The sequence below is a fragment of the Acinetobacter sp. YH01018 genome, from assembly GCF_013420295.1.
Lineage (GTDB): Bacteria > Pseudomonadota > Gammaproteobacteria > Pseudomonadales > Moraxellaceae > Acinetobacter.
In genome coordinates this window covers 1-13198 of the sequence record NZ_VOYL01000026.1, presented here as the reverse complement: position 1 = coordinate 13198, position 13198 = coordinate 1, and the positions used below count along the sequence as shown (strand labels likewise).

Here is a 13198-nt window from a genome sequence, read left to right as displayed (position 1 = left end):
TATCGTACGTGCGGTTTACGCCGTGCGCTTAAGTTGCTGTCGAACGATGATTTTCTATCTGGCTCACGGCATCATCGACACTTTGTGCATCATAACTCGGCCGGGGGAATAAAGGACTATTCACATACAATAAAGTTTCTGCGACTGAACGGCGTACGCGTGCCAACTTTAGCTTAATCCCCTCCTCTTGCAAATGCTCAGCCAACAATAACAATGCTTCAATACTGGTACTATCAAGGCTTGGGCATTCTTCAAGATTCAAAATCACATGCTGATAATTTTGCTCAGAAACCTTTTTTAGAATTGCATGACAGATTTTTTCTGCATTGGCAAAAAACAGGGGGTGATCAGGCCGTGCAATTAAAATAGCATCAGGTGCTACAGCTTCAGGAAAACGGTTAATATCAACAAAATCATGCCCGCCATTGAGACGTCCAAGCCAGGCAATTCGAGGAACAGAGTAGCTTTTCAATAACATTAAAATGCTCACCAGCACTGCAATCAGTAACCCATTGAGCACACCAAAAATAATCACTGCCCAAATTGCAATAATCGACAACAAGCGATCTTTATGCCAGATAAAATACTGTTTAAATGGGGCAAAACGAATATGTCCACTGACTGCATACATCACAATACCCGCCAAAACGGGTTCAGGAATGTTGGCGATATACTGGCGAAAAAACAGTAAAAAAATCACCACGGCCAGCGCTGCTACCCAGGCTGATTTTTTGCTATTTGCCCCTGCAGATTCATTGGCTGAAGTCGCCGAATAACCTGCTCCAACCGCCATTCCCTTAAACAGTCCTGAGCAGATATTGCTCACACCCAATGCAATCAGGTCACGATTTGGCTGGATTGCATCATGGTATTTTAGGGCCGAGCTACGAATTGAAGTATAAGATTCGGCATAAATAATCAGTGCAACGGCCAGTGAAAGTTCTACCAGTTGCAACCAGCTATTCATACTCAACTGAGGCAAATGAATACTCGGTAGAACCAACTCAAAATGCTCAACAGAACGGATTCCCCATGCGTGGGTATATCCCATCACATTGAAACTAATACCTAAAATAATCAGCAACAAGGCCACTGGAATAGTTTTATAGCGCTGGGTTAATTGCAAAGTGAAAAAGGTACAAAGTCCCATGATCAAAGCATGCCAGTTCCAGCTTGAATAGGCTTGTAGCATTTCCCACAACTGACGAAAAAAATTACTATGTTCGGGATGTACCTGTAATACTAAAGGAAGTTGCTTCAGCACAATGCTGAGTGCCAGGCCAAAGGAAAAACCCTTCAGTACAGGTTTTGCAATAAAATGTGTCACATCTCCAAGTTTAAATAACCCTGCGATCACCAGTAAAATGCCCGACAGAAATACCAGGGCATAGGCCAGACCTGCCCGTTCCGGCGAAGAAAACATGACTATGGTTGCCAGACCTGAACTCATGACTGCAGCAGAAGATGAGGTCGCAGAAACTATCGCAAAACGGCTATTCCCGATCAGACCATACAGCACTAAGCCCAGCACCAGTGCCACCAGACCACTTTGCGGTGGCAACCCGACCATATTGGAATAGGCGACCGCTTCAGGCAGCAGTAAACCTGCGATAGATAAACCTGCAATCACATCAAAAATAGGGAACTTTTTAGCAGCTGTCATAGACTAGTCAAATCTTGTATAGTCGGTGAGGGCATCTTCATGCTGCAGGTACACCGCACAAAGGTGGTGATCACCATCGGTGATAATTAATTGACGCCGTCCTAAATCACGTGCCACATGAAAATTGTGTTCATCAATCATCCGACAGCATAACAAATCAGTCAAATAAAAGTCTGTAAAAAAAGCGGTTTTAATTAGAACTTGGCTATCTGATCAATATGAGATTCCTATCATAAATCAATAAAAGAAGAATGGGGACTGATCATATATCTGGCAGTTTAAAATACTTGATGAGTATTGTCGGTAACCGAGTAAAAAAGCGAATTTGAGATTTAATTTGATTAAATTTAACTGCCTCAATCTAGAAATTGCAGTTAAGTAAGAATAATTTATGGAAGAAGCCTATATAGATTAATCTTGTGCAACCTGATCCTTAACTAGGCTAGCGATATAATTCCCCCACCACTGCATCATTTCAATACGTTGTAAAAGATATTCAGCATGATTATAGCTTGCCCGTGTTTTATTTTTATCCGTATGTGATAGTTGCGCTTCAATCCAATTTGACTGAAATAATCCAGATTCATTTAATATAGTACTAAAAGTAGAACGTAAACCATGTGCAGATAGTTCATCCTTATCATAGCCCATTTTTCGAATGGTTATATTTAATGTATTAAAATGCAGAGGTCTATCTGGATAACGGGGGCTAGAAAATACATATTTTTCACCATGAGACCAAGCTAAAGCCGATTTTATCAGAGTCATTGCTTGGGCTGATAAAGGGACTAGGAAATCAGGAATATCATAGCCTAAAATGACTTTCCGTCGGAACTGTTTGATATGCAAAGCTGGTATTTTCCAAATTTTATTATCTAAATCAAAATGATGTGGTTCACAAAGTAGAAGCTCAGCCCCACGAACTCCAGTATAAAGTTTAAATAATAAGGCTTTTTTTATGATAGGGTCCGTATTAACTTGACTCAATCTGGTTATAAAATTAGGTAAATTTTCTGATTTTAAATAAGGATAATTTTTTTTGATTTTATTTTTTATTAATATTTTATTTAATCCATGAGCAATATTATATTCACAATAACCCATTGCCACAGCATAATCATAAATTTGGTTTAAATAACTGTAGGCTTTTTTAACAGGTTCCTTGACATGACGTGCTTCTATATTTTTAACGATAGTCACTAAATCATATCTTTTCACTTCATTAAATGGCATATTTCCTAAATCAGGATAAATCTCATGATTTAAAAATTTTTTTGCCAATTGAATAACACCACAACGAGGTTCATCTTTAAAAGAGTTTTTTATTTTGAACTCTAACCATTCTTCGCAAATGTCTTGAAATGTTTTTATATTTTTTTTACGTACTGTTTCATTTTTATAACCATTAAATTTATATTCATCCCGGGTAGTTCTGGCCTCTTTTAATGACATGAAAGGATATTCGCCCAACTTTACCCGCGGACGCTTATTACTACCTGCTACTGAATAACGATAACTCCAAGATTTACGTCCATTCAATTCCACCTTCAAACTTAAACCATCGTCATCTGTAAGAAAATAAACTTTTTCCTTGGGCCTAGCCTGGCGTACCTTCGCTTCCGTAAGACTCATAAATTTAAACCGAACCACTAATGACACTGTAGATATTAATTATAGCAAATTTAAGCAATTTTTATGTGATGCGTATCATACGCATCATACTATTTTTTAATTTATTGTTTTATATTAATTTAATTTTTAGTATTTCATTTTTAGTTACCAGCTTAAGTACCACCAATATTACTTGCAAGATATCTGAAACTGCTGCTCTAGGAATTTAATGCCGAGAAAGAGTTAAATTAACTTGATCAGCGAGTTTTTTATGTATCCAAATATGCCCCCCCCAACGAAGACAATAAGACAGTCAAACGGTCAGGCAACAGGAGTATGATGTGAATGAATAGAATATTGGCAAAGAACCACTGAATTTGGCAACCGTTCTAGGGAGGCTATTACAGGGGATAATACAGCCTAAAACCTTGGACGGCTTTAAGCCGCTTACGATGTCACTTTCTGTGAAGATCCCGCTGGATATCAGCAAATGGAGATTATGATAAGGCGCTGGATCTTAGCCAACCAGTGATGGTCAAACGGGGTTCTTGGCAAGCCGAGCTTTTCTGTGCCAGTCGCCGATGAAATTGTGATTTCGATTTCTGAGAGGTTGTGCACTAATTCAATCAGATCGCGGATGATCTGTTGACTGAGCAGATTCGATCAGAAATGCTCCATATGATTCAAAGCCGGATTGAACAGAATATTGATTTATTACATGCAAGATAAACATCTGTATGAGGATAGATAGAAATTTTATCCTTCCCTGTATGTTCCTGTGGCTTAAAAATCAGTCTTGAAATATGACTAAATTTGGAAAATTCTTATTTTAAAATAAATGAGCCAAGATCATTGCGAATGACCTGATGGAGAAATATTTATCTATGTAATTGTATTTATTACAAATAAAATATTTAAAAAAGATTTAATCTAATAAGTTTCAGCAACCTTGCAAGATTTAAATCAGGTTATCGATGAGATCATCAGATGGAGATGATGCATCTCCATCTGATGAGGGTTTATTAATACTGCGTTTGACCTGGAATCCAGTTGGTTCCAGCAAGCGGTACACGAGCCATTGCCGCCGCCTCGACATTCAGTGCCACCAGATCTTCCGGATCCAGATTATGCAAATGCGATTTACCGCAGGCACGTGCCATGGTTTGTGCTTCCAAGACCAAAACACGCAGGTAATTGGCCAAATGGCGTCCACCTTCAACCGGATCGAGACGTTTTGATAGTTCTGGATCCTGGGTCGTAATCCCTGCAGGGTCACGGCCATTTTGCCAGTCATCATAATAACCCGCTGCTGAACCAATTTCTTTCAGTTCTTTGTCTAGACGCGGATGGTTATCTCCGAGCGCAATCAGCGCTGCTGTACCAATTGCTACCGCATCTGCTCCCAATGCCATCGCTTTGGCCACATCGGCACCTGTGCGGATACCACCAGAAACAATCAGCTGAACCTTACGGTGCATACCCATTTCCTGCAGGGCTTGTACCGCTTGCGGAATGGCAGGAAGAATAGGAATACCGACGTGCTCAATAAACACTTCTTGGGTAGCTGCTGTACCGCCTTGCATGCCATCCAGCACGATCACATCTGCACCAGCTTTCACCGCCAGTTTTACGTCATAATATGGACGGCTGGCCCCGATTTTGACATAGATTGGCTTTTCCCAATCGGTGATTTCACGGATTTCAGCAATTTTAATTGCCAAGTCATCTGGACCCGTCCAGTCCGGATGACGGCAAGCACTGCGCTGATCGACACCCACTGGCAAAGTACGCATGCCTGCCACACGTTCCGTCACTTTCATGCCCAGTAGCATACCGCCACCGCCGGGTTTAGCACCTTGTCCGAGTACGATTTCAATCGCATCTGCTTTACGCAAATCGTCAGGATTCATGCCGTAGCGCGATGGCAAATATTGATACACCAATGTTTGCGAATGACCACGTTCTTCAGGGGTCATGCCACCGTCACCGGTTGTGGTAGATGTGCCGACCATAGATGCACCGCGGCCTAAAGATTCTTTGGCATTGGCAGATAATGCACCAAAGCTCATGCCGGCAATTGTTACAGGAATTTTTAAATGAATCGGTTTTTTGGCAAAGCGTGTACCCAGTACCACATCGGTACCGCATTTTTCACGATAGCCTTCCAGCGGGTAGCGTGACATGCTTGCACCAAGCAGCAGCAAATCATCAAAGTGTGGCACTTTACGCTTGGTACCACCGCCACGGATGTCATAGATGCCGGTTGCCGCTGCACGCTGGATTTCTTGAATGGTTAAACGGTCAAACGTTGCAGATTCACGTAACACGGGTTCAAATTCTTGGATAGTTTGAGTCATGATTGATTGCTCCATTATTACGCTTGATTAGTATGCAGATGCATTGTCGACTTTGAAGTTGTACAGTTGGCGTGCCGAACCATAACGTTTGAAAGAAGCAGGATCTTCATCAAATCCGGCTTTAGACAGCAGTTCTGCCAGTTCTGCCAGATGTTCCTGACGCATTTCTTTTTCAATACAGTCTGAACCTAGAGACTTCACCACACCTTTGACATAAATTCTGGTTTCATACAGCGAGTCGCCCAACGCGTCGCCTGCATCACCACAAACCACCAGACGGCCAGCCTGTCCCATGAAGCAGCTCATGTGTCCAATACTGCCGCCTACCACAATATCGACGCCTTTCATTGAAATGCCACAGCGTGCCCCAGCATCCCCTTCAATGACCAGCAGACCACCATGCGCTGTTGCGCCTGCTGCTTGAGAGGCATTGCCTTTGATATACACTGAACCTGACATCATATTTTCAGCTACGCCCACCCCAACATTACCGTTGACGATGACATGAGCTTCTTGATTCATGCCGGCGCAGTAATATCCGGCATGGCCGTCAATGGTGACATTCACAGGGGCTTTAATGCCAACTGCAATATTATGCTGGCCGCCTGGATTGCTGACTTTCCAGTCTACAATGCTGTCGGTCAGTTCTTTGCTATGCAGGGCCTGGTTTAAATCACGGATGCTGTCTACGCTTAAATCAAATTCATCTTTTAAAATTGAAGTGCTGATTTTTTCTGCAAATGCTGTATTCATAGGGTTATTCCTGTTTTCTATTCTGGGTCATTCTTAGGCGGCTTGATCTGCACTGCGTTGCCAAACATATAAGGTGGCTGGTTCTGGCTCCCAGACCTTGGCTTTGTCAATATTCGGCAATGATGCCAAGGCTTGATATTCGGAAGCCATGGCCACATAGTCATCGGTTTCTGCCAACACGGCCGGTTTACAGGCAATCGGATCGCGGATCACGGCAAAACCGTTTTTGGTGCCAATCGCGAAGGTAAAGAAACCGTCCAGATCGTCCAATGCATTGTTCAGTGCTTCTGCCAGAGAATCCCCTTGCTGTAAACGCCAAGTCAGATAGCCTGCAGCCACTTCGGTATCGTTATCTGTTTCAAAGCTGATGCCTTCACGTTTTAACTCCTGGCGTAAACGGGCGTGATTAGACAGAGAACCGTTATGTACTAAACATAAATCAGCGCCGGTAGAAAATGGATGACTGCCTTCCATGGTCACTGCACTTTCAGTGGCCATCCGGGTATGACCGATAATGTGACTGCCTTTCATATTCGCTAAACCGAAACGCTCAGAAATTTCGACCGGCAAACCCATGCCTTTAAGAATTTCGATGCTTTGACCGACACTCATGATCTTGAGCTGTGGGGCAATTTTGCCAATCGCCGCGCGCACTGTTTGTTCATCAGATTTTGCTTTAATGACTGCAGCCGTGGCGTTTTGGAACCAGTCCATGTCGGTGTTCAGTTCCGCTTTCAGTGCTTCTGCAAATGCAGACCAGTCAAATTCATCTTCAACCGACTGCAAGGTGAGTTTGACCCAGCCCTCAGACACTTCGTCACCATAAATGGCAAAGCCTGCGCTGTCAGGACCACGCCCGGTCATCGACTCCAGCATCGGTTCAAACAGTTTACCGAGTTGTGATTCCAAAGCTGGATTTTTTAAGTATAAGCCTACGATTCCGCACATAATTGTTCTCCGCTAAATGCTCTTTTTAATTCATGTCCTAGGGACGCTATGGGGTGAAAATAAAGTTTAGAAAAATTCGGTATAGCGCTGAATTTCCCAATCTGAAACATGGCGGCTGTATTCAACCCATTCCATGCTTTTTTGCAGGATGAATTCGTCAACTATTTCAGCACCGAGAGTTTCTCTAAACAGCGGATCTGCTTTTAGAGCCTCGACAGCTTCTTTCAGGGATTGAGGCAGGGTGCCAATACCACGTGCAGCAATTTCTTCCAAACTCAAGGTATACAGGTTTTCATTGCATGCAGGTGGCGGGGTCAGTTCACGTTCAATACCGTCTAAGCCGGCAGCAATAATCGCTGCAGAAACCAAATAAGGGTTGCAACCGGCATCCGGCAAACGCAGTTCAATACGGCCATAAGGGATACGAACCATGGCGGAGCGGTTATTTGAACCATAGGCAATAAATGCCGGTGCCCAGGTCGAACCTGAAAGGGAGCGACCCACCACCAGGCGCTTATATGAGTTCACAGTTGGGGCACAGAAGGCACACAGGGCCGGACCATGCTCAAGCAACCCTGCAATAAAGTGATAGGCCATTTTTGACAAGCCCATGCCTTGCGGATCACTGTCATCATTAAATAGGTTGCTGGATTCTGCACTGCCTATCGACAAGTGGAAATGCATGCCATTGCCGGCACGTTTCGGGTCTGGCTTGGGCATAAATGAACAGACCATGCCCAAATCATTGGCAATTTCACCGGCCGCCATACGGAAGAACGTGAACATATCCGCCGAGTTCATGGCATCACTATAGGTATAGTTAATCTCAAACTGGCCGTTTGCATCTTCATGGTCAATTTGGTAAATATCAAAACCGACTGGAATTAAAGCCTCGGTAATCCGTTCCAGGAACTGGCGTGAACGGGATAGACCTTTATAGTCATAGCAGGGCTTGTCCAGATTGTCTGACTCATCGACTGCTTTCAGTTTGCCGTCTTCACCACGGCGGAACAAGCTGAATTCAGGTTCCAGGCCGGTATTGAGGGTCCAGCCTTTAGCCGACAGGCGCTCAACTTGTTTGCGCAGTACATAGCGAGAATCGTAGGGATGCGGTTTGCCGTTGACATAGCCCTCACAGACCACACGGCCATAACCGGGCTGCCAGGGTACCGGTGTTAAAGAAGATAAATCACCTTTCACCATAAAGTCTGGACCATGCGGCTGCATTCCCATCCCTGAAATGGCAAAACCGGCAAAACCTACCCCTGCACCTTCAATGGCTTTGAGACCCGAAATCGGTACAGATTTCGTTTTTGCTGACCCATGAATATCGACAAACTGAGCCAATACATATTTTAATTGATGATCATCAATGACTTTCTGTACTTCTGCACGGTACTTGGGCTTGCTAATGATGTCCTGTTCTTCTTCAAAGAACTCTTTTACGATGGCCTGCTGGAACATATTTGACATACTCCCGATATGACAAAAAATGATATTTGGCTCGAATAATGCACAGATATTTGATTCAATGTATTATTCAGCAGAAGAAACTTTCTTTCCTAAAGAGAAAGCAATTCTCTTGCCAACTTTTTTAGATCGGTTAAAAAATTTGTGCTTGGGGCCTAAAAGCCTTAATATTCCTAAAGAGAATAAAAGTTTCATAAAATAATACTTTCATTCCATATCGGGGCTGCTTTTTAATTTTGATTAAGAGTCAGCAGGATTTAGATTCAAAACAGTGCGAGTTGATCCATAATGAGACAAAACAAGAACAGCCTTAAACTGGAACAGTACATTGGCATTCAAATCAAACGCTGTCGTCAGGAACAGGGCTTGAAACTGGCGGAAGTCGCGCAGACTGCTGAAATCAGTCAGGGTATGCTGAGTAAAATTGAGAATGCTCAGGTCTCGACCAGCCTTGAAACGCTAAGCCGCCTATGTGAAGTACTGGGAATACCCTTATCCACCTTATTCAGTCAATATGACCATCAGGAAAGCCGGGCAATGATTGTGAAATCAGGCGAAGGAATGGAAGTGGTGCGTCGCGGTACCGAAAAAGGGCATACGTATCATCTGCTGACCCATTCTCGCGGGCCGCGCAAAAACTTTGAAGCCTATTTGGTCAGCATGGATGATGCCAGCGAAGAATTTCCCACCTTTGCCCACCCGGGAACAGAGATGCTGTATCTGATTGAAGGTGAAATCATGTACCGTCATGGCGATGAAGTATTTCATATGCAGCCAGGCGACTGCTTGACTTTAGATGGTGAAATTCCGCATGGCCCAGAACAACTGATTAAAGTCCCGATCCGTTTGATCTCTATGGTGAACTATGGGGATAACCAGGCCGAATAAAGCGGCCCTGTTTTTATAAAAAAGATGGCAGTGCCATCTTTTTTGTTTATATGCTTCGAATAAACCGTGCGGTAGCGTATCAAAGTTTATCTTGCCCTACCCTTATTGCCCCTTCGCCATCTCAACAGCCCCCTCCTTTACGACAACAGTCCTCCGCTGTTGCAGAGATCAAAATTCAACTCTGGTATAAGAATTGCTTTGCTTAAAAATAAATAAATATTCCCAATAAGAATATATTATTGCAGCGCATTGATTTTGGGATATTGATCTTTACAGCCTAGTAAAAAAATCCGGAGTACAACTTATGTGGGTAAATCATTTAAAAAGAATTGTCGCAGCGAACCTGCTGCTGCCTGGCTTGGCCTTTGCAGGTGAAACCGATCTGGATAGCGCCTCCACTGTATGGATGATGTTGTCCACACTGCTGGTACTGCTGATGTTTGTTCCCGGCTTGGCACTGTTTTATGGCGGTATGGTCCGCGCCAAAAATATTCTGTCCATTTATACCCAGTTTTTTGCTGTGGCAGGCGTGGTTTGTGTACTGTGGCTGACTGTGGTTTATAGCATGAGTGCAGACAAAACCCATATGCAAGCAGGGGTAACCAATCTCTACAGCTTTGTCGGCAGTTTAAATAAGGCCTTTCTGGTGGGTATTGATGAAAATACTCTGCTGGGCGGTGTACCTGAATATATTCTGATCATTTTTGGCATGACTTTCGCAATCATTACCCCCTGTCTGGCCATAGGTGCTTTTGCTGAACGCATGAAGTTTGGCGCGGTGGTGTTGTTTTCTGCTCTGTGGCTGGTTTTGGTATATGGACCAATGACTCATATGGTCTGGGGCGGTGAAGGTGCAATCATGCACACCTGGGGAGTTCTGGACTTTGCTGGCGGTACCGCGGTGCATATTAATGCCGGCATTGCCGCCTTAGTCGGCGCAATTGTATTAGGCAAGCGTAAAGGCTGGCCGGCTGTACCCGTTCCCCCGCACAATGTGGTCTATACCATGATCGGCGCAGCATTTTTATGGGTAGGCTGGTTCGGCTTTAACGTCGGTTCTGCATTCGCGGTAAATGCATCGGCCACCATTGCCATGATGACCACTATGGTGGCGACCTGCGGCGGCATCTTAGGCTGGATGGTGATTGAAAAAATGCATACCCATCATGTCACGGCTTTGGGCCTGGCTTCAGGTGCGATTGGCGGATTGGTGGGCATTACCCCTGCAGCAGCTTATGTCGGACCTTTTGGTGCGTTGGCGATCGGCTTTATCACCGCCATCTGCTGTTTTTATGCCGTGACCAAGCTGAAGCATAAAATGGGGATTGATGATGCCCTGGATGTCTTTGCTCTGCATGGCATAGGCGGCATGGTCGGCTGTATGCTTACCGGTATTTTCTGCATCCCGCAACTGGGCGGCAAAGTGGCCGACATTTCCCTGCTGAACCAGTTGGCTGCACAGGCAGGCAGTATTGTACTCACCGTAATTTATTGTGGCGTGCTGACCTGGCTGATTATGAAGTTCGTCGATAAGACCATCGGTTTACGTGTAACCCCGGAACAGGAAGAGCGCGGTCTAGATGTCAGCGATCACAACGAACGTGCATATAACAATTAACGCCACGGCCAGCTTTCAACTGATAAATTAAAATTTCATTTTAGTCCATTTAAAATTCTTCAACTTCACCAAGCAAATGCTTCAGGGCATTTGCTTTTATTTTTGCAAGTACAATGCCGAGACTGGCAATTCCCATCTGCTTTCCCGGGGTGAAAACACCTGACCATGGCTAAAGGACTACTTCTTTTGAGATATAGACGTCCTAGCTTTAAAATGATTATGATAGATCGTTTAACTGTAAATTAAGTAAAAATATATACTTGAAAAATAATAAAATAATTATTAATTACAGACTAGTGGTATAAGAATTGCATCTTGAATCATGAAAGAAATATTCCCTTTAGTAATACCAATTCCCACCAAAAAATGGTCAAGCTAATGTAAATCCATATTCATGAGATTCAGGAGCAATTCATGATAATGAACAATGTGAAGAAGTTACTCATGCTGAGTGTACTGCTGTCGCCTAGCGCAGTTTTTGCCGCTGAGGGAACGATTGATGGACCTGCCACTGTATGGCTCATGGTTTCTATTGTTATTGTCCTGCTGATGTTTATTCCAGGACTTGCGCTGTTTTATGGCGGTATGGTCCGCGCCAAAAATATCCTGTCTTTATTTACCCAGTTTTTTGCGATTGCCGGGATTGTCGGCATTTTATGGGTGGCCGGGGTATATAGCCTGGCAACCGATACCACTAATATGCAAGAGGGCGTTTATAACCTGAACAGCATTGTCGGTGGCCTGGATAAACTGATGCTGCAGGGCATCACCGCAGAAAGTCTGGCAGGTGGCATTCCTGAATATATCTTGATTGTGTTCCTGATGACCTTTGCCATGATAACGCCGTGTATTGCACTGGGTGGCTTTGCGGAAAGAATGAAATTCCGGGCAACGGTTATTTTTTCATCTCTGTGGATAGTGCTGGTCTATGGCCCAATGGCGCATATGGTATGGGGCGGCAAAGGTGCATTATTCCATAACTGGGGAGTATTGGACTTTGCCGGCGGTACTGCGGTACATATTGCCGCCGGGGTCACGGCATTTGTTGGTGCCATAGTGGTGGGCAAACGTAAAGGCTGGCCTGCTACGCCGATGCCGCCGCACAATGTAGTATTTGTGATGATTGGCGCAGCATTGCTCTGGGCCGGCTGGTTCGGTTTTAACGTGGGTTCGGCTCTGGCCATCAATTCTTCAGCCGCACTGATTTTGATGACCACCATGCTGGCAACCTGCGGTGGTATTGTCGGCTGGATGTTTGCTGAAAAAATGTATTCCGGCCATGTCACAGCCTTTGGTCTGGCTTCAGGTGCCATTGGCGGCTTGGTGGGCATTACCCCGGCGGCCGCTTATGTTGGCCCTTTTGGTGCAATTGTGATTGGCCTGCTCACCAGTATGGCCAGCTATTACGCGATTATGATACTAAAGAAAAAGCTCGGCGTAGACGACGCGCTGGATGTATTTTCATTACATGGCATTGGCGGTATGGTTGGCTGCCTGCTGACCGGTATTTTCTGTATTCCGGAGTTGGGCGGCAATGTTGAAGGCATTTCCCTGCTCCCGCAATTCTTGGCACAACTGGCCAGTATTGCGATGACCTTTGCCTATGTCGGCATCTTGAGCTGGATCTTGCTGAAAATCATTGATAAAACCGTGGGGCTACGTGTCACGGCAGAACAGGAACAACAAGGCCTGGATGTCAGTGATCATAACGAACGTGCTTATAATTAAAGGCCGTGGAAAATCAAGTAACAAGGGCTTCGGCCCCACTGCTGTCCCATAGTTTGCTTTAAATAAAAAAACCTGAGTCCTAACAGTTAAAATATGAGTGCAAACAAACACTTTAACGACCAGGATTCAGGTTTTGTCACATCAGAATACCGTATTTCATGA

General features: G+C 44.3%; 10 protein-coding genes. 3 read left to right on the top strand and 7 right to left on the bottom strand.

The window, feature by feature from the left end:
* Nucleotides 1-28: 28 nt before the first annotated feature.
* From FTT83_RS09925 to glnT, 7 genes are all read right to left on the bottom strand, one after another.
* Nucleotides 29-1663, bottom strand: a complete 1635-nt coding sequence (locus FTT83_RS09925) for a SulP family inorganic anion transporter (RefSeq protein ID WP_180044239.1) — start codon at nt 1661-1663, stop codon at nt 29-31.
* A 3-nt stretch (nt 1664-1666) separates the two neighbouring features.
* The gene (locus FTT83_RS09920; protein WP_180176556.1) at nt 1667-1828 is read right to left on the bottom strand and encodes a hypothetical protein; all 162 of its coding nucleotides are present in this window, start codon (nt 1826-1828) and stop codon (nt 1667-1669) included.
* 246 nt (nt 1829-2074) lie between these two features.
* Nucleotides 2075-3295, bottom strand: a complete 1221-nt coding sequence (locus FTT83_RS09915; protein WP_180176562.1) for an integrase arm-type DNA-binding domain-containing protein — start codon at nt 3293-3295, stop codon at nt 2075-2077.
* Nucleotides 3296-4296: 1001 nt separating this feature from the next.
* Nucleotides 4297-5631, bottom strand: a complete 1335-nt coding sequence (locus tag FTT83_RS09910; RefSeq protein WP_004704280.1) for an FMN-binding glutamate synthase family protein — start codon at nt 5629-5631, stop codon at nt 4297-4299.
* 27 nt (nt 5632-5658) lie between these two features.
* The gene (locus FTT83_RS09905; RefSeq protein WP_004704281.1) at nt 5659-6384 is read right to left on the bottom strand and encodes a hypothetical protein; all 726 of its coding nucleotides are present in this window, start codon (nt 6382-6384) and stop codon (nt 5659-5661) included.
* Nucleotides 6385-6417: 33 nt separating this feature from the next.
* Nucleotides 6418-7332 (bottom strand): glutamine amidotransferase family protein, encoded by a 915-nt coding sequence (locus tag FTT83_RS09900; RefSeq protein ID WP_004704283.1) that lies wholly within the window; start codon nt 7330-7332, stop codon nt 6418-6420.
* A 66-nt stretch (nt 7333-7398) separates the two neighbouring features.
* The gene (glnT, locus tag FTT83_RS09895) at nt 7399-8796 is read right to left on the bottom strand and encodes a type III glutamate--ammonia ligase (protein WP_004704285.1); all 1398 of its coding nucleotides are present in this window, start codon (nt 8794-8796) and stop codon (nt 7399-7401) included.
* Nucleotides 8797-9090: 294 nt separating this feature from the next.
* Between glnT and FTT83_RS09890 the strand changes: the two genes are divergently transcribed.
* From FTT83_RS09890 to FTT83_RS09880, 3 genes are all read left to right on the top strand, one after another.
* On the top strand, nt 9091-9690 hold the full coding sequence (locus tag FTT83_RS09890; protein ID WP_004704287.1) for an XRE family transcriptional regulator: 600 nt from the start codon (nt 9091-9093) through the stop codon (nt 9688-9690).
* 304 nt (nt 9691-9994) lie between these two features.
* Nucleotides 9995-11308 carry an ammonium transporter gene (locus FTT83_RS09885; RefSeq protein WP_180176563.1) on the top strand — a complete coding sequence of 438 codons (1314 nt, stop codon included), beginning with the start codon at nt 9995-9997 and terminating at the stop codon, nt 11306-11308.
* Between the two features lie 414 nt (nt 11309-11722).
* The gene (locus FTT83_RS09880) at nt 11723-13036 is read left to right on the top strand and encodes an ammonium transporter (RefSeq protein ID WP_086197626.1); all 1314 of its coding nucleotides are present in this window, start codon (nt 11723-11725) and stop codon (nt 13034-13036) included.
* The last annotated feature ends 162 nt before the right edge of the window (nt 13037-13198 follow it).

Bases quoted from the DNA above. Each gene is read 5' to 3' on its own strand.
- FTT83_RS09915 (WP_180176562.1), bottom strand. From the start codon at position 3,295: ATGAGTCTTACGGAAGCGAAGGTACGCCAGGCTAGGCCCAAGGAAAAA.
- FTT83_RS09905 (WP_004704281.1), bottom strand. From the start codon at position 6,384: ATGAATACAGCATTTGCAGAAAAAATCAGCACTTCAATTTTAAAAGAT.
- FTT83_RS09925 (WP_180044239.1), bottom strand. From the start codon at position 1,663: ATGACAGCTGCTAAAAAGTTCCCTATTTTTGATGTGATTGCAGGTTTA.
- glnT (WP_004704285.1), bottom strand. From the start codon at position 8,796: ATGTTCCAGCAGGCCATCGTAAAAGAGTTCTTTGAAGAAGAACAGGAC.
- FTT83_RS09900 (WP_004704283.1), bottom strand. From the start codon at position 7,332: ATGTGCGGAATCGTAGGCTTATACTTAAAAAATCCAGCTTTGGAATCA.
- FTT83_RS09910 (WP_004704280.1), bottom strand. From the start codon at position 5,631: ATGACTCAAACTATCCAAGAATTTGAACCCGTGTTACGTGAATCTGCA.
- FTT83_RS09890 (WP_004704287.1), top strand. From the start codon at position 9,091: ATGAGACAAAACAAGAACAGCCTTAAACTGGAACAGTACATTGGCATT.
- FTT83_RS09885 (WP_180176563.1), top strand. From the start codon at position 9,995: ATGTGGGTAAATCATTTAAAAAGAATTGTCGCAGCGAACCTGCTGCTG.
- FTT83_RS09880 (WP_086197626.1), top strand. From the start codon at position 11,723: ATGATAATGAACAATGTGAAGAAGTTACTCATGCTGAGTGTACTGCTG.